Genomic DNA, 22,594 nt, shown 5'->3' on the forward strand with positions numbered 1-22,594 from the left:
GGATAGAGAGTGTCTCTATCCACCGTTTCAAAGAAAACGTATTCGACCTAGAAAGTCAGCTTCAGGGCGGCTTGTCCTACTCGCGCAGGGATCGCACCGGTTGAAGTGATCTGACCGAAGTTTGAATCGTCCGGGTTGGAGTCCGGCTGTCCAAAGCTGGGATGGTTGAGAGCGTTGAAAGCCTCGAAGCGGAACTGAAGGTTATAGCGGTCGCGGTAGATCCAGTTCTTTTGTACGCCAAGGTCTGTCGTATAGATCGGCGGTCCCTGGATGAGGTACTTCGGAGAATTTCCTGCAGTGCCGACGGCGTTGTTCTTGAAGGCGGCCTTGTTGAAGTACTGGAGGAGCCACTGTTGTTTGCTGCCTTGGCGCACCTGGAGAGGCAGACCCGTCAGATCTGCACGATCCTGATACACCTGGAAGCCGGAGTTATTATTGCCGTTACCACCGTTGACGGTGAAGGGCGGACCCGACTGCAGGGTGATCAGACCGCTCACAGACCATCCACCCAGGATGCCGCGAACGACTGGGTTCCAGGCGTTCAGCTTGGGTGCCTCATAGACAAAGTTGGTGACAGAGACCGTCGGATAGTTGAGTGAAGACGGACCGTGATCATGGCCGATATTGTGAGGATCACTGACACTCGATTCAAACGAAGGATCGCCAGAACCACCTACGTCAAAGGTGTGCGACCAGGTGAAGTTCGACTGTACCTGGAAGTGATGCGAAAGACGCTTTTCGATACCGACCTGGAGGGAATTGTAGTTGGACGTACCGCCAATCTGTACCTGGATGATCGAGCTGAACTGTTGAAAGAGAGGACGTCCGTTATTTACGGTGGAGCCCAAAACTCCGGGGTTCATTTCGATTGGTGTTGCGAGATGGTATGTTTCACTGCCGACGTACGCGAGGTGGAAGGCGAGTGTATCGGTAAACTGCTGCTCAAGAGAAAGGTTCCAGCTCTGCGCGACAGCAAGACGGAAGTTCTTCGGGAACACCGCGCCAAGCTGCATCGGGGTGGCAAAAGTAACATTTGATGCAGGGCTGAAGCCAGGTGAAGCGAACGGCGGGAATGGACTCGTATTATTCGTAGCTTTAAAATTCGCCCAAGGCTGGTCTAGATTGATGGGGGTTGTCGTGCTCGCATTGAAGGAGAATGAAGGATTGAACGGTGCTGTGTCGTAGACATGGTTGTAGCTGGCGTCTTCAAGGGGGGTAGTGAAGAGCCCGAAGCCTGCACGGATCGCCGTTTTCGGAAACGGCTGATAGGCAATACCGATGCGAGGTTCGAAATATTTGTAGGAGGTCGGCATGATCGCGCTATTTACTCCAGCATCCCCGGGGAACACTACTCCTGCGGGAGCACCGGGGTAGCGGGTGCTCTGCTGGCCGGGTACGAAGGCCGCCCCACGTCCACCTTCGATACTGAAGGGAGTGTAGGGATCCCATCGAAGGCCCATGTTAATGGTCAGGTTCGGGCGCAGCTTGAATTGATCCTGAGCGTAAAAGCCGGTCATCCATCCGCTTACACTGCCGTTTTCTCCGCCATTCTGGGAAAAGCTGGTGACGTCCCCGAGTAGAAAGTCCGAAAGCGTGAAGTTTGTGAAAGCGTTCGTAATACTGACGTTTGGATTCGATCCGGCGCCAGAGCTCTCGTGAGTGTAGCGATGAAGTACGTCGGCGCCAAAATAAAAAGTATGTTTTCCGGCGATCCAAGTGACGGTATCAGAGAAACCGTAGTTGCGACGGCGCGTATCGTTGACTGACCCACCAAAAATAGTAAATCCAAGCGCACCGCCATAAAGCGAGTTGCCATCGATTGCAGAGAAGCCTCCGATGTAGCAGGCATCCACCGGATCGGCGACGTTGATGAATTTTGAAAGGCAAGCCTGATTGCCGCTGCTGTCAAAGAGCGGTGTCCCTGAGTCGAAATCGAATGACTGGTAAAACGCTGTAATGCTATTTAAGAGCCGCGGGCTGATTGTCCAAGTGTGATTGATGGCATCGTTCAGGTATACGCCGCGCAGACCCTGAACGCCTGCAAGAAAGTTGCCAGGAATGGTTGCGCCAGGTTGCTTGAAGTTATAGATGAAGTTGCGGACAAAGAGGTTCTGCTTATCGTTGATCGTCCAGTCGACACGCCCAGTACCTTCGTCGTAGTTGGAGCGGCGCTTCGGTCCGACAAAGTTAGTAAGACCCGTTGCAGGGTCACCGCCGAGAGGAAGCGACGCAGCGATCTTTAAAGCACCAGGGCTGAATTCTGCAGGATTGATCTGATTGCGCTTGCCGTTGATAGTTGAAAACTTCTTTGGGTCGAGATCCACAGCAACCGCACTAAAGTCACCATTGAGCATGGCCTGTGTAGGCGTATACGTCGCATTCTGAGTAGCTGCGGTGCTTTCGCGCGTGCCTTGATAGTTTCCGAAGAAAAAGAGCTTGTCCTTGATTACAGGTCCGCCGAGGTATCCGCCAAACTGATTCCGTTTGAGCGGATCCACCTGATGGCTGAAGTAGTTTGCTGCGTTCAGCTTGGAGTTGCGAAGAAATTCAAAGACGCCACCGTGAAGCCCATTGGTGCCAGGCTTGCTTTGAATGCTGACGACGGCACCTGGGGAAAAGCCATAGCGGGCATCGAAGTTATTCGTAATGACGCGAAACTCCTGCGTTGCATCTGCATTCGGAAAAGGTGCCGCGAGCAGGGCGAAGTAGTCCATGTTCGTCACACCGTCCAGCAGATAGTACGTGCTTCCTTGTCGTCCACCTGCCGCAGATCCGCCGGATTGTGTAGGAAACGAGTTGCTGCTCGGGAGCGTAGAGGCTTGCGACTGCAGCTCATTTGTAACGCCTGCGGATAAAAAGACAAGGCTTGAAGGATCGCGGCCATTGAGGGGAAGACTCTTGATTGAGCTTTCGTTCACAACCTGGCTGATCTCTGCTGTGCTGGAGTTAATGATGGTCGGATTCGATGTGACATTGACGGTCTCACTCTCTCCACCTACCTGCAGCGCGACGTTGAGACTCGCATTCTGACCGATGGTCAAGACGATGTTGCTCTGCACTGTCTCCGCAAAGCCTTTGGCCTTTGTCGAAATAGTGTAAGAGCCAGCCGGAAGAGTGGGAATATTGTATTCGCCATGATCGTCAGCGACGGCGTGCGTCACGGTATTGGTATTGGTATTTGTAATCGTGAGTTGAGCGCCTGGAACGGCCGCATTGCTGGAATCGGTTACGATGCCGGTCAGTCTGGCGCCAGTCACCTGGGCGAAGACGGTCACGCTGAGCGTGAGCATCACCATGCTAAGGAAGAGTGTGCGAGCGAACTGCTTCATGGAGTAGTCCTTTCGATCGCGCTGTTGGCCGATCTTTGCATAAGTCGAAAGAGAGTAAGAGTTGCGTGGGCCGTCCATTAGTTAAGCGATGATTCTTCGTGCGTGAAAGTGAAGGTCAATGTCCTGGTGCCAAAGTGCGCGTGCGTTGCGCGCAGTGTTGCGGTTCCAGGCCGCGTGGTGCTACGAATCCAGAGGGCGCTCCGTCCACCGCTCAGCGCGAGTGGAGATTCCCCAACGAGAACAGCAGGACCCTCCAGAGTGAGAAGGATAGGATCGAAACAGAGTGGGCGAGGAGCGCCGTACTGATCTGTTACCCGCAAAACGACGCGAGTGGCATCGCACCCGTCCGCACTTAGCGCGATGTCGTCTGCAACCATCTCAAATGCCTGATCTAGACCCTTACTGGAAAGACTTTTTGAGACGACAAGCTTGCCTGCGACGTAGCCATCCAGACGCAAATCGCCCCAATCGTCGTTGCCATTCGGCAGAGTGAGAAAGAATGGTGGATAGTCGAGATGCGGGAACTCTGCCTTTGCCGGGAGTAAATCGATGACAGGATGCCATGTGCCCTCCACGCCGATAAAGCAACGAATCTGCTCACAGTTGGACGAGATGATGGCACGTTCAAGGCCACCGGCTTGGTCATTCATGGCAAAGTGAAAACCGGGTTCCAGGACCGGCTCTTCATGAGGAGAGCATTGCGAACGAAAGAAGCCTGCTGCGGGTTTTGGCTCGCGAAAGATATCCATCACGCCGTGATAGCAGACGTGATCACCAGAGCCGAAGTCGGCGTGCGTTTGATAGTCGAAGGCGCACCATCCCAAAACACCCGCATAATCTGCACGGCTGTTGATCTGATTGAGGATGTTCGCATAGCGAAGGATGTGTTCCTTGTTCTTCGCGTTGTCATCCCAGGGACGCACTGGAAATTCTGCGCCCACGACCTCTGTATTTAAGTAGAGAGGATGATTCGGAGCCTTGAGCGGAAACTGAAAGTCATTCATCGAAAAGACATCTTCGAGGAACTCGGATTCTTGAAAGTATCGAACGCCAGTGGTCTGGCGGTGTGGATCTTCCGTGCGAGCAAGCTGATTCGCCTGTACATAGAGATCGTGAAAGTCGCGCGACTCATTGATCCGAATGCTCCACAAGATAATCGACGGATGATTCCAATCGCGCCGAATCATACGACGTGTATTGTCCAGATAGCGTTCGCGCCAGAGCGGGCCATCCCCAACATGCTGCCAGCCGGGTGTCTCGTCGATGACGAGAAGACCTAACTCATCGCACGCATCCAGAAAGTGATGCGAAGGTGGATAGTGCGAACAACGAACGACGTTGCACTTCAGTTGTTGATTGAGCACTGCAGCATCGTGTCGTTGCACGCGCGCAGGCATAGCTGGTCCAGCATAAGGAAATGTCTGGTGCCGATTGAGGCCACGAAGCTTCATCACCTTGCCGTTGAGCAGAAAGCCTTTTGGCGTAAACCTGGCTTCGCGAAAACCGAAGCGCGTGCTTCGCTCTTCGAATTCATCGGAACCGGAAATCCGCACACGCAGGGAATAGAGCTTTGGCTGAGTAAGTTCCCAAAGCTCAATCGGAGAAAAATTCTGAAGTTCGACCTCAAAGGTGCCTGCCGCGTACTCTGCTGGCGATAGCTTACGGTGAAGGGAAGACAAGATCCGTGTTCCATCGAGAAGTTCTACGTCAAGCAACAGCCCTTTCTTCATCGAAGCTGCACCATCGAACCAGACCTGAGCGCTGACGCGAGGTTTGGTCAATACGTCCAGAGACGCCACACGCACGTTCTCGATGGAAATTGCTCCGGTCGTGCGGAGAGAGACGCCACGATAGATCCCGCCAAAAGTGAGGTAATCCACCTCGTACCCGAACGGAGGAACCTCCTGTAGCTCGCGCGAGTCCACCTCAACACTGAGAACGTTCTCTCCCTCGATGAGATGGGACGTTAGCTCAAAAGAGAAAGGCGTGAAACCACCAAAGTATTCCCCAAGCAGCGAACCGTTCAGATAGACCTTTGACGCTGTGAGCACGCCTTCGAAGTCGACAAAGACGCGCCGAGAATCCTGCTGCTTAGGCAGCGTGAAATGACGACGGTAGAGCGACACAAACTGATAACTCTTTTGATCGGTGCCATGCCACGGTACAAAGACATTGCTGTGCGGCAATGTGACGGCCTCAAAGCCGCTGTCGTCGAAGTTCTTCTGATGACCGTCCGGAGGTACTGTGCGGCTCCATCGCCATCCATCGATTAATGGATAGACACGATGCTGCGGACGTGACGGATCCTCAGCGAGAGCGAAGAGGGGCGCAGCACCCTGAGCAAGGGCCTGTCCGATCACCAGCGTGCTGCTCGTCTTAAGGAAATTGCGTCGATCCAGATTCATGCGTTTCGTTCTTTCATAGAGGAGGCCATTAGCCAGCGTGCTGTGTGTCGTTGAGCAGAGCCTGCGCCTCTGCAATCAAGTCTGGAACTTCCATTGGTTTGCTCGGTTGGTAGGGAGAGGACAGCCATGTCTGTTGCCATATATCGAGTGAGAACGGGCGCCCGGCGTGAAGGCTGGCAAACCAAGCCTCCCAGCGCGAAGCATAATAGTCGCGCGTCAAACCAGACCATGCGCGCGAGGCATAATCGGAGAGCTCCGGCCATCCCCAGGTCGTGATCAGGCGACGGGCATTTTCATCGTAGTAAGCGGCTTCGTCATCCGATTTCGCATAGCTGCGTGCCGCCTGCATCCATGTTTCGAGTCGGCGATCGGGCCGTAGGTTGAGCAAAGCATCCATGCGCCCCATCCAGCCAAGCGCATGTGCGGCATACTCGGTTGCGACCTCATTCTGATGAGACTGCCCCGCCTGAACAGCGAGCGAGAAAGTCTGATCCACACTGCCACCCGCCGCCTGCACCACGAGCTCAATCAGATCGTTGCGGTAAAGTTCCTTCTGCCCAAGTTCAGGCGCACAGGAGAGAAACAGAGCCACGGCGCGGCGGAAGGTAGGTCCCGCATCCACGGAAGCAGCGGCGGGTGCAAGGCTCGGCTCCGTCTGCCAGGCCTGGTGTGTCATCCAGATATGCGCGCTGTAGGCGCTCTGCATCAAGAGAGTCCAGGCTTCCAGCATCACGGGCGGGCATGCTCCGTAGCGAGAACGGCAGTAGGCCGGAATCCATTGCTTCAAATCAATCGCTTCCCGCTGCCACCCGGCATCGGTCATCAACTCGTAGACCACTTCGTTGGTCTCGATCCCTTCGGGGCACATGCCCCAACCGACAAGGTTTCCGCGTTCCGGACTGGTGAGTACAGATGCAGGCTCTGACGCCATGAGCTTCAGGTTGCCCTTCACATTGTTGTTTCCACCAAAGGTGTGGGCCATGCCGTTGATCCACTGCTTGCCGAAGAATGCCTTCTGCGTCTTCCACTGTCCAGGTGCATACTTGCCCTTCACTGCTGGAGCCAGATCGTTGGCATAATCGATGATCAACATACGATCGTTGGGAATACCGCGGAGCAGGGCGGCCACCGATTCGCTGTTCCAGAAGGCCACATCGTAGACGAAGAGCCATCCCTGCATCACCCAGGTTCCATTCGGATCTCCGGCGAGAATGCCCTCATAAACCGTGCGGCCAAAGCGCTCCAGATCCTCGAAGCGATGCTCCTCACGCACCGGCACGGCCAGTTCATTAAAGGTGTCCGCAAGGTAGTACTGCACCTCGCCGTACTCCGCCTTGTACTCTTCGATGAACTTCTTGCCGATCAGGCGATAAAGATCCTGCTCACCCGGATGGAGGATGAAGGTCCGCGTGCTGCGCGGAATGGTCTTGAACTCCTCGGGCAGCCACAGGAGCGTAAAGGTCTCCGCCTTTGGATGCAGGCGTTTGAAGCCTTGCGGCACAAAGCCTGAGAATGCTGGAGCCACAGGTCGCATGCCCAGGGAACGCATACGGTCCAGGATCTTTCGCTGCAGGACACGCTTCTGCTCGATGAAATGTTCCGGCAGGGGACCGTCGATGTTGTTGACATTGCCCATCCGGTGCCATGGCAGGTGCGCTGGCCCAGTGGAAAACTCTGCGATCTCGGCCTCACTCAATCCCAGGGAGCGCCATACGCGATCCCAGATCGCCTCCTGCCCTTCGAGCGCCAATGGCATGGTGATGCCGTGCAGAGCCATCCAATCCAGCTCCTTCTCCCAGCGAGCCCAGTCCCAGAACGCCATGGTGTAGCCGTAGGTACAGGGATTGAAGTACTGCACAAACTTGTAGGGGCAGACCACCCGTTGCATTGGAGCGTCGGGAAAGGCCGCAGGAAGTTCGACGTGGCGACCACTCCAGGTGATCATCACGTTGCACGTTGCGCGTAGATAGCTGTAGGCTCCCCGGCACATGGCGACGGCACTGCTTCCGGCAAGGTACACACGACCGTTGGCTGCAGAGATCTCGTAAACCTCATTGCCCCCTTCGAGGGGAATCAGCTTCAGCTCAAACTGACTGGCACGTTCTCCCAACTGGCGGTAGAGGAGCGCTCGCGCGGCCTGAACCGGCGTCTCGGACAGAGGTTTGGAACTTTCTTTTTTCGTACGCTCTGCGGGAAGGGCTGGGACTGCCGCGCCTGCCTCATTCGAGCGGAGGGCGGCACTTGCAACACCGGTACTGCATGCCGCCTCTATAAATCTGCGTCGTGTCCACATAGCCCGAACGTTCTCCTGGGAATACGCGACGTTCGCATCCCAGAGGGGCGTTGCCAAGCGTTTTCACGGTTCCAGGAGCGGGTTTCACCGTTGATGGATGTTGTCTTTTATTTTCAGTACGTTACTGACGGTTCGACAGGTTGTTCGAGCCCGAAGACTGGTTCAGGGCTGGATCAGTCGATAAGTGACGACGCGCGCCTCTGGGGCGTTGCCCCCGACACTCATCGTCTCAAGTAGAACCTCGAAGTACGGCATGTGGTTCCGCGTCGCTCCAATGGTTCGGGCGAAGTTCCTGAATTGCACGGGGCTGAAAGGGAAGTCGGCTGCGGATTCTGTTCCGGCCATGCCTGTTCCTTCAAACAGGAGTGCGTCTCCGTTGCCGTCGATGCCCGGTAGAAAGGCCATGACTCCATAACTCTTCCGATCAGAGTTGGATAGGGTATCCCGGTAAATCGGCTCCTCTCCCGGTGCCGGATGCTTGTTGCGGACGTATCCCTCGGAGGCCTTCCAATCCCAGTTCACATCAAAGTTGAGCCGATCCTGGAAGAGGCCGACCCAGGGATTCGCCCCTACGCCGCCGATCAGGATTACATTCCGGCTTTTTAGGTCGTCGATACGGAGCACCCGCGCGTTCCGCGTCTCAACGTCCGCTTTCATGGCTTGAGGGAGACGGCCAAGGCGGAGAGCCAGATTCAGGTCCGCCGAACTGGTGTACTGATGTGACGCAAACCACTCCGGGTTGAGTGCCATGCCCCCCGCAGCAGGAAGCGCCGACTTCGTTTGATACGTTCCACTTAAATAGTCGTCGAGTGCTACCTGGGTTCGCGTGAACTCCTGGAAGAGAACCAGCGCGTCGTCGGACGGAACGATAAATACCGTACTTCGAGCTGGAAATAGCTGATTCCAAAGAGCGTCTGCAGCCGTCTCCGGTGTGCTGTGTGGGTAGAAGAGCGCCACTGCACCGCCAAGGATGGCCAAAATTGGCAGTGCGAGCAGCCACTTGAAATAGCTTCTCCTGGTCGCAGTCGCTCTTGCAGCCTGTATCGACTCACCATCTACTGCGGAAGGAGTACTGAGCGCCTGGCGTGGTGTGGGGCGAGGTTCGAATACCGGAATATAGCCGCCACGAGGCACTGTGATTACGACAGGCGCCTCGGGACACTCATGCTCGAAGTACTCTTCCAACCGCTGACGCAGGAGACGAGCCTGTGTGCGTACGATGCTGTCATCCGCGGCGTTGTAGCTGGGAGAGCGACCGAAGACCTGGATCCCGATCTGCTGTTCATTGATCTCGCGGGCATGGCCCTCGATCAAGGAAACACAGATGAACTCAAGAAACTTCGTGAGGCGTGGCGATTTGGTAAAAGTACGGGACGCAACCACCTGTTGCAAAAGCTGGAGGCGCTCATCCGCGCGAGACTGAGGCTGACTCGGCAAGCCGGGATCCGTATTCGAGATATTGTTAGCGATGGACTTTGCCGCCGCAATTGAGTCGCAACCGCATACTCCATCATCTACAGGCCGCCGTTGAGGGTCAAGCGCCTGATTGCGCGCTTGGGAAAGACACGAGTGACCCTTCCACGGATAGAGTTCCCTGCAGGTTGGTTGGGATTGCCTGCAAACTGCTCGTGATTTGATCCGAATGTGTAGAGACTTATTCTAATTGAGTCAAGTAGCACAGCGGATTCGTACAATAAACCAGCCGTTCCTGCGGAGGCTTACCGATGGGTTCCCTCACGATTGCTCTCAACGAACCGAACTCAGCTCCGGTTCAGACTATTCTGCAGCCACCGGCGACCGAGCGTTTGTCCGGTATGCGTGCCTGGCATATCATCCTGCCGCTAACTATTGGCCTTGCGCTAACAACAGCAGCCGAATGTCACTCGATCTTTAACCTGGGTTCTCTTCGATACGGCTTTGTGCTCTCGGGTTGGTGGGGTGCGATGGCTCTCGCCATGTGGCATCTTGGACAGGCGAAGCCAGCGGCGCTCCAGATAAAACCGAGGGTGCTGTTTTGGCATGCGATCGCTGCAACGATATTGGGTATTCTCCATCTCCTGGCGATGGCGGGGGCCGATCGTCTATTTTTTAGCTTTGCCATCCGAACCCAATTTGGTCTCACATGGAATCACTATTTGGGTCTGAACCGATGGGGTCTGGAGATGTTGGTCTACGGTTTCATCTACGGTGCCGTCACCGTGGTTCGCCTCCAGTTGCAGGCTCAACAGAGTGCCCTTCAGTCCCTCGAACTACAACGCGCGCTTTCGGCATCCCAACTTCATGCTCTGCAAATGCAGGTCGAACCGCACTTCCTGTTCAATACGTTGAACTCGATCACTACGCTTGTGGAACTTGGGAGACAACAACAGGCTGCTGCGATGCTGCATCATCTCAACGTCATCTTGAAGTCGACTCTCAGAAGATCGACGCCGCAGAAGATTCCCCTGGCACAGGAACTCGACGCCGTGGAGAACTACCTAGCCATTGAGCAGATTCGTTTCGCTGACCGACTTAAGCTGGAGTTTCGCATCGATCCCTCCGCGCTCAACGCTCTGGTGCCTAGCTTTCTCCTTCAGCCGTTGATGGAGAATGCCGTCCGACATGGGATTGGACGATTGGAAGACGGTGGTCTTATTCAGACCTCGATAGAGAAATCTGATGGAACGCTTTTCCTTCACGTACAAAATAATGGACCGGGTGCGGCCTCTGCCTCAGTCGAGGGGCATGGGATCGGATTACGCAATACCGCAACGCGGTTGGCGCATTTTTATCCTGACCGGCATTCTTTTCAAGTGGGACAGCCTGAAACGGGTGGTTTTCAGGTGAGGATCGCAATCCCTTACGAGACGGCAGAGGCATGATGGTCCGGGCGTTGATCGTGGACGACGAAGCCCTCGCGCGCACTCGGATGGCGCGACTGCTTGGGGCAGACCCCGAAATAGAGGTCTGTGGCGAGTGCAGAAATGGACGCGAAGCGGCTTCCTTTTTGAAATCGAGATCTGTCGATGTGGTGTTTCTTGATATCCAGATGCCTGGAGAGAATGGCTTCGATCTCATTGAGACCATCGGCGTCCGCAATATGCCGGTCACGGTCTTTGTGACAGCGCATAACCACTACGCCATTCAGGCCTTTAAGGTCCATGCACTCGATTACCTGACAAAACCCGTCGAAGAGGAACGCCTGACGTCTACCGTCGAACGTGTAAAAGAGAGGCTCGAATCCCGGAAGGGATTAACAGAACTCGCCATGCGCTCGCTTCTTGAGAACCTCGATCCAGCCAAGAGGCCGTCCCCTATCTATGCGAAGAGGCTCCTGTTGCCGGACGGAGGTAAGACCGTCTTCCTCGACGTGGACAGGATCGAGTGGATTGAAGCAGCGGACTATTACGTCTGCATTCACTCCGGGCAGAAAGAGTTCCTCCTGCGAGAGAGCATGAAGGATCTTGCGATCACTCTTGACCCGTCCCGGTTTGTACGAATCCACCGTTCGGTGATCGTTAACCTGGAGCAGATTCGTGAAGTCTTTCGCGAGGGGCGAGGGGAAGGCACCGCCATCTTGAAGAACGGTCGCCGATTGCGGATGAGTCAGGCGGGCTGGCAGGCGGTTTTAGAGGCCAGCAGAAAGTAGTAACGAAGGTTATGGACCTCGCGGCGGCGCATATCCATTAGTGTTCAATTCCACCGTCGTGAGGCAACAACTGACAGTTTTCCGTGTCTAATCTGCTATGACCGTGCTTTGTTCACGGCAAGGAAGGGGTTCGCCCTCGAATGTTGCAACCTCTGCAGATCGAAGATGTGTCCTTCCGCTATGCGAATGAAATCAGAGAGTTGCGGGAATTTTTGGTGAAGGCTGGTTTCGTTGTGGAGACTGCGGAGACTCTAGGCAACGTTGTCGCCCGGCTGCCGCGTGACCGAGCTTTTCGTCGCGATCTGACCTCCCATGTCTGGGTATTGATCGATGGGGGTGATCGGCAGATCAGCTTTTCCGACCTCCTTGGTGTAGTGGCCATCGCCGCCGCTGGCACGCGCTTTGCCGCTGCGGCAGACGAAAAGGACGCTCATGACTTGTTGCGCTTCCTGATGGAAGCACGGCGCTCCCTCGATATGGCGCCGGAGAAGAGGGAGGTGGTTCCGGTTCTTCGGGATGCCGCACCCGTACCCTACCTCTCGCCGAAGCCAACTGAGCCGCTTAAAACTGTGACTGACAGAGGACAGGAGGTCTTTCGTGCGCCTATACCGCCTCTACATACTGAAGTCGACTCCATAGAAATGCCACCTGATGGCGACGGCAAACGGAGACGTATCCTCTGGGTGGCTGTCGCTGCATGCCTGCTGATGGCTTTGTCGATCGGTCTGTGGCTGAATCGCCGTCCGGCTGCAGACGTAAGCAATACGCCAGTATCTGTGCCTCCTGCCCCAGACGGAACTGTTGGAACCAATTCGTTGCCGGAGAAAAACAGCGCTTCTTCCAGTCTAAGCAGCAGTGAAGCAGCGACCACTACTGGCATGCACTCTCCAAATGAGATGAGGAACTCGCGCCAGACGCCGACGCCTGCACCGTATACATCGGCGCATCCCTCGGACGCTCCAACGCAAGCCACAACTGACACCACACGCGGGCCGGTTTCCACACAGGCTATGGGATCTGTCCCGACTCCGGCATGGACGGCGCGCTCTTCGGTTTCTTCCGTTACCCCGCCTCCCGCGCCTCGCGTGACAGGGATCGCGAATCACGCGCCTGTCGGTGTTTCGGCTGCCACATTGAGCAAGAATTTAGGTTCACGATCTGTTCCCACGGACTCCGCAGCGGCTGGGGATGACAGTGCTGCTGCGAACCGCCCCCACCTCTTGCGCAGGCGTCCCCTTGCGCCATCCTCGGCATTTTCAGAAGATCAACAGAATCTGGTTGCAGCGATCCGGCCAGCGGACGTGTCCGCCACATCCGGAACCAGCCATGTCGGAGATGCCAACGTGACTCCTGGAGGTACGGTCCTGCCTACCTCGTTGGGTATCATGGCAGCCAATGTTTTGTACAGTCCTGCGCCGACTTATCCCGCGGCCGCTTCCGCCGCACATGTGCAGGGAGCAGTGACGTTGCGGGCCGATGTCGACCGGGACGGCAATGTCGCTTCAGTTCGTGTCATCAGCGGACCTCCGTTACTGCGCGATGCGGCGCTGGACGCGGTACAGCACTGGCGTTATCGCCCGTACATGGGCTCCGGCAAACCGATGCCAATGACCGCGATGGCCATCATGGATTTTCAGCTTCCCTAACTGGCTGCTATCACGTGTACGCCCAACAGATAAGACAAGAAGGCCTGTAAGCGCAGTATGGCTGCATCAGCCGTAGAGCTAACGGTGACTCAGCGTCAAAACGTCTTCAAATACTCGATCAGCGCGCGCTTGTCCTGATCGCTGAGACCCGGTCCACGTTCGCGCAGGGCTGATTCTCGGCTCTCACCCGGCTCGACATAGTCCGTGCCAAAGTAGTGACCGCGATTGACGACAAGGTCCGGACATTTACTCAAGTGAAGTAACTGGGGAACCTGTTTACGGAAGACGGCGCTGGCTTGTTCGTCGGTCGCGTTAGGGCCTAGCTTTTTGAGATCGTGATCGAGATCAAAGACGAGCTTGGCCACGTCCTTCTGGTGGGTTGCGGCCTTCGCTGGGTCCGAATCATCCGGCAGGGGATTCAGGTTGACGAGCAGTCCCACCGGCGTGCCGGTTGGTATGGGGCCAAGCTGAATTCCGCCCTCTCCAAAGATCCAGGGTGCAAGTGCCTGCCCCAAACTGTAGAAGGGCAGGAGAAAGCCAGGCAAGTAGCCTAATGGAACGTGGAGGTGGCTTTGCACGGTGGTGCGGTCGATGGTTCCTGGCACCTTGGTCCCGAGCTTGCTGTCATGATCCCGTTTCTCGGGCCAGAGCATCTGTTCGATCGACGCGTTGAAGGACCGCATTCTTCCGTCGACAGATGGATCTACGTCGAATGGGCCGACAGAATTGTTCTGGAGAAAAGGAGCCGTAGACCAGACGCTTACCAGGGACGCCGGGCGTGTGTAGCCACGTCCACCTGCGGGCATGTTGTATTGGTTCGGCTCTCCTGTAATCGGGTCGTACCAGGTGATCGTGCCAACGGAGGGCAGATCTTTATAGCTCTGCGAGGAGAAGTTATCCCAGATGTTGCCACTCAGTGCGTTGGTAGCAAGCGGACTGCAGGCGTTGGTGTGGAGCAGCGTGACGGGGACGCGTAGTTCGGAGGACAGGTAGTTATCTTTCAGGAAATCGTCTGCGAGCACCATCTGGCGCATCTGGTCTTTGTACTCGGCGGTCTTGGTCCACTCCCAATACCGGTTCCAGCAGTTCATGTAGTCCTTGCCAGCGCATCCATTGGGATCCATTCCCGGAGCAGGTTGAGGCTGCTTGCTGGAGTGGCAGCGGCCGCAGTTTTCCGCAAAGACGATCTTGCCCTGTTTCAAAGTAGCGCCGTTGGCTTGGAGATACTTGTCGCCCGCATGGTCGTGCACATCTTTTAGAAGGTGAGCGTCGGTAGCCTTCAGAAAGAATGCAGCCGTGGCAAAGGTCTGGTTCTCAGTGGCGGCAAAATAGGAGGAGTTTTCTCGCGCAACTTTGACGTCGATGGGGGTGATTGCCTTGCCACCGACCAACGCATTGAAGTGTAGCAACCACTCTTCGCTGAAGACGCCGATATTGAGATACACGCGGTTGAGAGCGCCCATCACTCCAACCGAGTCTGAACCGTCTTTCAATACCCTGGGAGTCATGACGATGTCCGGCGCTTTGTAGTATTGGCTCAGCGGCCCGGTGGATACATAGTCGTTCAACTGGCGGTTGCCCTGATTTGCGGGAGACAGCGTCTCTTTACCCCAGCGCTTCGCTTCTTCCAAGCGCTGTCTGAGCAGGTAGACCGCATTCATCGTGCGTGGATTGTTGATGCTGTCAGTGGAGACGAGAGAGGTATCGAGCGTACCGGGACGCGAGGTGTGGAAAAGTTGATAGATGAAGTTCTTATCGTCGGCGCTCCAGTCAAAGATGCGATCGATCCAGAAGTATTGCGCTCCAACATTCGAGCTGAGGTTTTCGAACTTGGGATGATTGCGATCCGCGGGAGGGTTCACCGGATTTGGACCTACATGGCAAAACCCGCAGGACATGCCAACGCGGTATGGCTTGATAAGATCTTTCGACTCGTAATAAGTCGGGTCGGTGTAATACCGCACCGGGTCCCACTTCTTCGCGGCCTTTTCATCGAAGGCGGGGTTAGGGAAGAGGCGCAAACCCATGATGCCTGTCGCGTAGCCATAGAAGGATCCTGCCGCAATATTTTTACCGCGAGCGCCGTACTTCACGCCTGGAAATTGGCTTTCGTCTTCAAAGGGATCTTTGGGGCAGTCAGCCCGCCGCTTGTCGAGCCACAGGCCGTATCGGTCGGGATCGGGCCCCGTGGGTTTATCGAAGCAAGGTTCGTTGACGAGTCCCAGGTAGTCCCAGCGATTATCGCGGCTCGCCTTGAGGCCCGGATAAGACGAGATTGTTTTCAGGAAGTCGAGCGCTCCGATACTCTTCACCGAGAGCACATCCCAGAGGCGGTCATCGCCTGCTGTCCACACGATCCAAGTGTTGCGCCCCTGCCTCTCCTGCGATGTGAGCGTTATTCCTCCATCCATATCGTGGAAATAATCGCTATCGGAAGCCTTGAAGTCTGTGGCCTTGACTCCCGCTAGGAGGGCCTCATCCTTGACATGTCCGCTGATGGGACGTTCGAGGTACTTGATGAGGAGAACTGCCGAAACGATCACAACCAAAACTACAAGTAACGCGAGAAACTTCTTCATCGCATTTCTCCTCATGTCTCTTTCCACTTCATGGGCAGAACGGAACTACCAGATTGAGTGAACTGCAATGACATCGATTTGCACCGACACTTATGTGTGGCCCTAAGCCGTTACAGGAAATTCAAGACAGAAATCAATCAACCGTTTCTTCGACCAATAGACCTTGCCGAGATAGAGTCCTGGTTGGATTAGACGGATCTCATCTCGGATCCATTTCGCTACGATGGAGGTCTTGGAGTAATCCAGCACAATGCACTCCTTACCATCGAGCCAACTATCGCCTTTGTAGACCTCGGCAATGATTGCATTCAGCCCAAAGTGCAGCAGGCGGTTGGAGAGAACACCATGTTCGGCATCGAACGTCTTCCCCTCCCATGCGAAGAAGCTCACGAACTCTGCGATCTCCGGGCTAAAGGTTGTTCCAGGAGCGACGATCGCAGTCCCCTTTGCTTGTCCATTCGGGATGGGGCCAGCAACGTTGGCCGTGAATAGATTGTCCAAATCCTGCTGGCTCATTTTGAGTAACTGCTCGACGTTGTATGCCATGCTAGCTCCTTATCGATTGACCTACCTTCCTTGCACGCGTCGGTCAAGCGCGTCCCCGCGTATTACTGCTAGGAAAGGCTGCTTCCTCCCGTGGCGGGATGTCTAATACTCTAAACACATGTTCGTCGAATCTATTCCCTAGACCACCAATCACTTATTGGAACTCAATCAAGGGCGATATGACTTATACGAAGTTGCTACTTGGATAGAAAATTCTTTTTTACTTATTCCCAATCTGGGAACGAACCTCGGAGAGATAACACTAGAAGTTATGCTGATTGCATCTGCATACGTTCGTACCTGACCTGGATGGGCACACTGAGCGCAGGCCCGTTTGAGTAATTGTTCGGCATCGTATGGCATAGAAGCTCCTTTTAAAAGGAAAGGGCCCATTGCTGCTTTACGGCGCGATCAATGTAACACAGGGATGGAATTGTTGACTCTGTTAATCTTCAGGAAAGGAATTGCTTTGCTGTGGTGAGTTTGCACGCTCTGCCAGGATGACTCCAGCGGCCTTTTCTCCGAGCATGTACGTCGCGCACGCGATGAAAAATCCAGGGATACGTGGGAAGGCAGAGGCGTCGACGACGCGCAAACCCTGGGTCTTATGCACGCGAAAGTTGCTGTCCAGTACGCCGTTCTGCTCGATGGGCCCAATCGAACAGGTGCATGAGGCGTGATGTCCCCAGCAGTTGGAGCGGATGTACTGCTTCAGGTCATCGTCTGATTCGAGGTGCTCGCCTGGCAACTCTTCCGCTTCGATCATGCCATCCTCTTTCAGCTTCGTGCTGAGTCGGCGAACGAAACGAATGCCATCGACTACAGCGGTAAGGTCTTCATCTCCGCCGTCCTGAAAGTAATTGAAGTTGATGAGAGGCGTGTCTTGAGGATCGTCTGACCGCAGCGTGATCTCACCGGCCCGATTGCGCGTGTGTGCCTTCAGCACCACCCAGGTCAGGTAATTTAGTTTCTCCGCAAAGACGCGTGAATACGAAGGAAAGTACCCCGAAAAGCGAGCGAGAAGGGACATGCAGAAGAGGTCCGGCACCTCGTCGGCGACGGGAGAACGACGGAAGAGTGTGAGCACGGAGCCGTTTGTCGAATAGATCCCTCCACGATCCCTCTTCCATCTGCGGAACTGCCGATCGTCAGAGGTAAAGCGGGCTCCTTTGTAAGCGCTCCATGCTTTGAACTTCATCCGGTTGACGACGCTGATCTCGTAGCGGTCCTGCAGGTTTTTGCCGACACCAGGAAGGTCGACGCGTACCGCTATGCCGTGTTGGTTAAGTGTCTCGCGCGCACCTATGCCGGAGAGCATCAAAAGCTGCGGCGTGTTAAACGCTCCTCCAGCCAGGATCACCTCACGTGAAGCGTAGATCGATTTCTTCTCTCCCGGTTCGCGATTGGGGTTTGTATGTGCGCGATAGAGGCGATCGCCTTGAAGATACTCCACCCCGATCGCGCGATTGGCCTGATCGAAGAGGACTCGAGTCGCCAGCGCGTTCATCACGATTTTCAGATTTTTTGGAAAGCGGTTTGCCACATCCAAAACTCGCTCTCGAGAACTCGTGCGTGCATGATCCTGCGTTGTAAGCGGAAGATAGCGGATGCCTGTCGACCGGTCCCGGACCAGACGCCAGTCATTCGGATCGAGACCGCTTTCGAGGAACCACTTGATCCGATTGAATTGTCTGCCGTCTTCTTTGAAGGCTTCCAGGCCAGCATCAATCACCGCTCGCGCAAGGGCTCTGTTGAAGAGGAGAGAAATTGGCAGGGCGCGTTCGGTAGAAAGCCAGCCGCGCCAACCGTGACGCGTCGGATTCAAACCGAGCTTCGCTAGCCATCGGTAGACGGGACGGTGTTCGCAACGCTCCATACGTTCGAAGCACAGACGCATCTTGTCCGGACGCCAGCTCTCATCCCCGGTCAACTCCGCGATGTAATCCCAGTCTTCATTCTGCGGATAAACAAAGATCATCGCGTTATGAGCGGTGCAGCCACCCAGCGTTCCGGCACGAGGATAGAGAACACCGCCAAGTTCCGGGCGATACGAGGGATCAAGCTGCTGATCTGCTTCTTTGCCATAGTGCCTTACAAAAAAGTCCCACTTCACTGCGGAGTTTTCAGAGGCCGAACCATGGAATGCAGGAACTTCGTAGTCGGCTGGAAGGGTGTTCTCGTTGGGGCTTAAGGCATTGCTTCCAGTAAGTTGGGTTGGGTCTCCCCCGGCTTCCAGCAGAATGACTTTGCAGCCTTCTTCCGCCAGCCGCGCAGCGACCGTGCCGCCGCCCGCGCCCGATCCCACGACGATGTACTCCCAATCTGTATCAGTTTCGTTTGTAACAGGGTCTGTTGCCGTCATACCAGAGTTCGCATTATCGGAGAGTTTTGAGGTACATATCGAGTTGGTCTTTCTCCTGCCCTTTCAGGCCTGTTTCAAGATCTTGCAGGTGTTTCCGAAAGATCGTTCCGGAACGTGGATTTTGACTATGTTGCCACAGCGCTGAATCGACGATCACGATGTCCGACTGCAGGAAGCGTTCCCGAGTCTTTGGGATCAATATATATCGATAGATCAGCTTATCCGCGACGGATAATTTAGTAGCCATGGAAATCTCATCCAAAAGATTGTCAGCATTGAAGCGCGGATCCTGCGCGCACTGCTTATAGAAAGCCAGAAGCCTCTGGACCTCAGCCGTATGGCCTGGTCCCGCGGCGAAGACCGTCGGGGCGGCATCCGGCCCGTTGGAGGTGGAGTATGCATGACAGAGCGCGCAGTTGCCAGCTACACGAACATAACCGACTGTCCGCTTGGAAAAGCCCACGGGCATTTCCAGGGTCTCCTCCCACGAAAAACCGAGAGAGGCATATCCTCCGGGACCAGGTAGATATTCCGGAAAGATGCGGGGAAGGGTGAGCCAGATCCAGTAAGGGATGCCTGCGGATTTTTCTGCATCCACAGATCCATAGAGAAAGCTGTTTCTTGCATTGGCATTGATCCATGCGGGCTGGGCTGCCACGCGAAACATTTTGTACCAGATCCCAAGCCCGGCGAGGATGCCTGTCAAGAGAAGAAGCCCGACGATCAGAAGATATTTTTTACTGTGAGTCACTGTCATCGCCGGTCTCCGTATGGATTCAGAAAGTCTTAAGGTATTCGAGCAAGGCACGCTTTTCGGCAGGCAGCAGGTCCGTCCCGTAGGCTGACCCCTCATGTCCTTGATGGCCGTTGCCCACAGCGGTCGTGTCATAGGCAAAGAACGACATGCCATTCTGTTCCGCAACGTTTGAGACAAAACCGACATTCTGCGGATCGTAGACGTCATTGCCGCGATAGAAGGTGACGGACCGATTCGCTGAGGGCTCAAGCAGCTCGCGGAGATTTGGGACGGAGCCGTTATGCAGATATGGAGCGCGTAGCCAGATACCGTCGAGCGGCGAGTTGGCATATCCCTGCGTCTTGTGGAAGTGTGAGAAGCGCTGTGGATAGGGTGGGCCAAAGCCCCAGTCTTTCTCGTATCCCGCGTAAAGCGTTCCCTGGTTAGCGGCGACAAGGTACGTGTAGGAGTCAAGCCGGGAGCGGTCTGTACCGATCTTCTCGATCGGCACGACCTTGCCAACTTGATCGCCGTGAAAGGGTGCGTTGCGCTCACCGTGACAGTAGGCGCAGTGTTGCGCATAGATCGGTGCTCCTTGTTGGGCCAATTGCGAATCGATCGGATAAGGATAGGGAAGCGGCTTCGCGGTCAACAGCCAGGTCGCCGTTCGCTGCACGAGCTTGGCGTCGAGTGTGGGTGGATAGGCCCCTGTGCCGAAAGCCGCAGAAAGATTGCGCTCATTGACGGAAGTGTTGTTGCCATCCCAGTGGAGTTGCATGCCTTCGCGCGGGCCTTGGTTCCAGATCGATGGAAAGTCTGCGTTGCCCATCATTTCTTTCGGGTCGGCGTGGGTCATGTTGAAGTTAAGGAGTGCCTTCGGTGCATTGAAGGTGTCTACGCGTCCCGGTCCCCATGTGGCGGTATGGATAAACCCGAGGCGCTGGTTGAGCATCAGCATCTTCTCGCGCATCAGGTAAACGGCATAGTAGCGAAAGATGAGCCTGTTGATCAGATCAGGCTTTTCAATGAGGCGCTTCGGATCGTTTTCCATGGCGTGGATCTGATCGAGCATGTGTTGCGGTGTGAACTTCTGATCAAGAGGAATTGAAGTCAGGAACTTCTCGAAGGCACCCAGGTTCAGTCCCTGAGCGGGCATGCCTGAGATCACACGCGGCTTGGCACCCTCCGAGTCGCGAACGGTGCCGGTGTGACAGACGGCGCAGTTAAGGTAAACCACATCGATCCCTCGAACGTTGCGTCGGGAAACACCGACAGGTAAGTCGTAGCGCGGGTCTTTGCCCTCCTCGTAGATCATGCCTAAAGATTGGTAGCCGCGGCCAGCCTTGTGGTCGGGTAGATATTCGGGGAAGATCTCAGGGAGGGCGACCCAGAACCAGTAGGGAATCCCCATGGTTCGCTCGCCTCCAGTCGACCCATACTTGAAGTGCTGTTCATCGTCGGCATATTCGACTGGGCGATCACGTGTGAGCCGTACTGTGAGATAGACGCCCGCTACAAGGAAGACCACAAGAACTATGAGCGATGCGATCTTGAGCCACCGCCATCGGCTAAGCCGTTCAGAGGGTAGATAGGTAGAAGGGTTCATGTCTGGTGTTCCTTCTTCGAGTGGAGAACTCGGTGCCTGAGTCAGGAAGCGCTCCAATCGTGGAATGAGGCCTTCGTTTTCCCGCGCGTTGCGTTCCTGCACGCTGGCTGGGCGACTCGAAACGCTTGCAGGATAGACGACTTTTCGAACTTCGGTGAGATAGCCTTGTGGCACGAGACCGCGGCCAGCCACCGGGTCGAAGTGGAGCGTCTCCTGGTCGATGTAAATTTCTTCCTCGAAGCGAATTTCCGCGATGGGCACAAAAGGTTCGTGACGGTTTCCAGTTCGCTGGGCCTCGATGCGGAGAGTGCCGTGTCCGGCCACCACCTGTGAGAGGCCCCGGTCACGCGCTGCGGGATCCATCGGAGCACCGCCAAGCTCTACCGCATCTGCACCGGCTACTAATCTGAACCACACCCCAGAGCCCTCCTCGAGGCGGTACGGTATCTGCGCGAAATACTTGTTATCAAAGAAGTTATAGCGATGAAGGCCGAAGTTCCACCCGCCCGTGGCTAAATTTAAAACCAATTTCCAAAGCCTGTCTCCACCAGCAGTACAGAGCAGATCGAGGTCTTCCATCGGACGACGCTCCAGTCGGATCTCCTCTGGAGAGTCAGGCGAGAAAATTCGAGCCGCGATGCTGGGCGCATCGGGAATAAGTTTTGCCAGCCAACTCGGCATGCCTTTCTTCATAAGGCCCATACCGATGCGTAACAACACAGCGCTCTCGCCGAAGCTTTTCGCTGCTTTCGCGAGGGCCGGCTGTTCTGGATTCAGGGACAGGATGGTGCCACGGAAAACTCTGCCATCAGGATGAAATGTCCTCGCATTGCGAGCTACTCCGCTGAGAAAGCCGAAGAGAGCTGCGGCGAATCGTGGGAGAGGTCGCTCTGCGGGCAAAGTACGGCGGACTTCCGCCTGCCATGCCGATAGTGTCCACAGGAAACCTGAAAAATCTGAGATCGAAAAGGCCAGTGCAAGTGCGCCAGGAATCATATTCCGATACCAGAGGATCGCCATCACTACTGGAACAAGCGGGCGGTCGAGCATGGAAGCAAAGATGAAACCCTGCGAGCTCAGGCGTCCGCTCACCACATAAAGCATGCCAAGGCCGGAGACAAGTAAGCCCACCAGTCGAACGTAATGCGATGTCTCCTGACTGAGTGGGGGCAAATTCAGGAGAGAAGAAACAAAGAAGGGAGCGAAAAAGATAAGCAGACCCAATGTGAAGTCAAACCAACCAAATAACTCCACGGTGAGCGCAGGATAGGTCTGCCCCTCCGCTTTGAATACCTGAACCACCATCCAGCCAAGTGGAGGAGTAGACGACGGGCTTTTTAGGGTTTTCGTTTTTTGCACTGGCCCGATCAAGAAGCGCCTCCAGGAAACCGATTCACCATCCACGGCCGAGTGCGCAACATAATACACCGCAGAAAGGAGGGAACTGGAAGGAGTTTGCGCTCT

Annotated in this window: 12 protein-coding genes; 3 read left to right on the top strand and 9 right to left on the bottom strand. The window is 55.4% G+C overall.

What is annotated here, in order from left to right; translation table 11 throughout:
* Positions 1-47 precede the first annotated feature (47 nt).
* From ACIPR4_RS07740 to ACIPR4_RS07755, 4 genes are all read right to left on the bottom strand, one after another.
* Positions 48-3,329 carry a TonB-dependent receptor gene (locus tag ACIPR4_RS07740; RefSeq protein ID WP_041586543.1) on the bottom strand — a complete coding sequence of 1,094 codons (3,282 nt, stop codon included), beginning with the start codon at positions 3,327-3,329 and terminating at the stop codon, positions 48-50.
* Positions 3,330-3,406: 77 nt separating this feature from the next.
* Complete coding sequence (locus ACIPR4_RS07745; RefSeq protein ID WP_013568106.1) at positions 3,407-5,734, bottom strand: glycoside hydrolase family 2 protein; 2,328 nt, start codon at positions 5,732-5,734, stop codon at positions 3,407-3,409.
* A 28-nt stretch (positions 5,735-5,762) separates the two neighbouring features.
* The gene (locus tag ACIPR4_RS07750; protein ID WP_013568107.1) at positions 5,763-8,027 is read right to left on the bottom strand and encodes an alpha-N-acetylglucosaminidase; all 2,265 of its coding nucleotides are present in this window, start codon (positions 8,025-8,027) and stop codon (positions 5,763-5,765) included.
* A 162-nt stretch (positions 8,028-8,189) separates the two neighbouring features.
* Positions 8,190-9,464: a hypothetical protein gene (locus ACIPR4_RS07755; protein ID WP_013568108.1), complete on the bottom strand. Its 1,275-nt coding sequence runs from the start codon at positions 9,462-9,464 to the stop codon at positions 8,190-8,192.
* A gap of 287 nt (positions 9,465-9,751) precedes the next feature.
* Here ACIPR4_RS07755 and ACIPR4_RS21550 point away from each other — a divergent pair, with 287 nt between their 5' ends.
* The 3 genes from ACIPR4_RS21550 to ACIPR4_RS21555 all read left to right on the top strand — a co-directional run bounded on the left by ACIPR4_RS21550 (position 9,752) and on the right by ACIPR4_RS21555 (position 13,301).
* Positions 9,752-10,888 (top strand): sensor histidine kinase, encoded by a 1,137-nt coding sequence (locus ACIPR4_RS21550; RefSeq protein WP_013568109.1) that lies wholly within the window; start codon positions 9,752-9,754, stop codon positions 10,886-10,888.
* Positions 10,885-11,655 (top strand): LytR/AlgR family response regulator transcription factor, encoded by a 771-nt coding sequence (locus tag ACIPR4_RS07765; protein WP_041585977.1) that lies wholly within the window; start codon positions 10,885-10,887, stop codon positions 11,653-11,655. The genes ACIPR4_RS21550 and ACIPR4_RS07765 overlap by 4 nt, the downstream gene beginning before the upstream one ends.
* 140 nt (positions 11,656-11,795) lie before the next feature.
* Complete coding sequence (locus tag ACIPR4_RS21555) at positions 11,796-13,301, top strand: energy transducer TonB (protein ID WP_013568111.1); 1,506 nt, start codon at positions 11,796-11,798, stop codon at positions 13,299-13,301.
* A 95-nt stretch (positions 13,302-13,396) separates the two neighbouring features.
* Here the strand turns inward: ACIPR4_RS21555 and ACIPR4_RS07775 are convergent, their stop codons facing one another.
* The 5 genes from ACIPR4_RS07775 to ACIPR4_RS22905 all read right to left on the bottom strand — a co-directional run bounded on the left by ACIPR4_RS07775 (position 13,397) and on the right by ACIPR4_RS22905 (position 22,489).
* The gene (locus ACIPR4_RS07775; RefSeq protein WP_013568112.1) at positions 13,397-15,880 is read right to left on the bottom strand and encodes a hypothetical protein; all 2,484 of its coding nucleotides are present in this window, start codon (positions 15,878-15,880) and stop codon (positions 13,397-13,399) included.
* A gap of 102 nt (positions 15,881-15,982) precedes the next feature.
* Positions 15,983-16,426 carry a hypothetical protein gene (locus ACIPR4_RS07780; RefSeq protein WP_013568113.1) on the bottom strand — a complete coding sequence of 148 codons (444 nt, stop codon included), beginning with the start codon at positions 16,424-16,426 and terminating at the stop codon, positions 15,983-15,985.
* A gap of 445 nt (positions 16,427-16,871) precedes the next feature.
* Positions 16,872-18,788, bottom strand: coding sequence for a GMC family oxidoreductase (locus ACIPR4_RS07785; RefSeq protein WP_013568114.1), 1,917 nt, complete (start codon positions 18,786-18,788; stop codon positions 16,872-16,874).
* Positions 18,789-18,801: 13 nt separating this feature from the next.
* Positions 18,802-19,545: a hypothetical protein gene (locus tag ACIPR4_RS07790; protein ID WP_013568115.1), complete on the bottom strand. Its 744-nt coding sequence runs from the start codon at positions 19,543-19,545 to the stop codon at positions 18,802-18,804.
* A gap of 19 nt (positions 19,546-19,564) precedes the next feature.
* A complete protein-coding gene (locus tag ACIPR4_RS22905) occupies positions 19,565-22,489 on the bottom strand; it encodes a c-type cytochrome (RefSeq protein WP_222829267.1) in 2,925 nt (974 codons plus the stop codon).
* Positions 22,490-22,594: the final 105 nt, after the last annotated feature.

Source organism: Terriglobus saanensis SP1PR4 (assembly GCF_000179915.2).
Lineage (GTDB): Bacteria > Acidobacteriota > Terriglobia > Terriglobales > Acidobacteriaceae > Terriglobus > Terriglobus saanensis.

Coding starts and splice junctions, on each gene's coding strand:
- ACIPR4_RS07740 (WP_041586543.1), bottom strand. CDS start 3,329: ATGAAGCAGTTCGCTCGCACACTCTTCCTTAGCATGGTGATGCTCACG.
- ACIPR4_RS07745 (WP_013568106.1), bottom strand. CDS start 5,734: ATGAATCTGGATCGACGCAATTTCCTTAAGACGAGCAGCACGCTGGTG.
- ACIPR4_RS07750 (WP_013568107.1), bottom strand. CDS start 8,027: ATGTGGACACGACGCAGATTTATAGAGGCGGCATGCAGTACCGGTGTT.
- ACIPR4_RS21550 (WP_013568109.1), top strand. CDS start 9,752: ATGGGTTCCCTCACGATTGCTCTCAACGAACCGAACTCAGCTCCGGTT.
- ACIPR4_RS07765 (WP_041585977.1), top strand. CDS start 10,885: ATGATGGTCCGGGCGTTGATCGTGGACGACGAAGCCCTCGCGCGCACT.
- ACIPR4_RS21555 (WP_013568111.1), top strand. CDS start 11,796: ATGTTGCAACCTCTGCAGATCGAAGATGTGTCCTTCCGCTATGCGAAT.
- ACIPR4_RS07775 (WP_013568112.1), bottom strand. CDS start 15,880: ATGAAGAAGTTTCTCGCGTTACTTGTAGTTTTGGTTGTGATCGTTTCG.
- ACIPR4_RS07780 (WP_013568113.1), bottom strand. CDS start 16,426: ATGGCATACAACGTCGAGCAGTTACTCAAAATGAGCCAGCAGGATTTG.
- ACIPR4_RS07785 (WP_013568114.1), bottom strand. CDS start 18,788: ATGACGGCAACAGACCCTGTTACAAACGAAACTGATACAGATTGGGAG.
- ACIPR4_RS07790 (WP_013568115.1), bottom strand. CDS start 19,545: ATGACAGTGACTCACAGTAAAAAATATCTTCTGATCGTCGGGCTTCTT.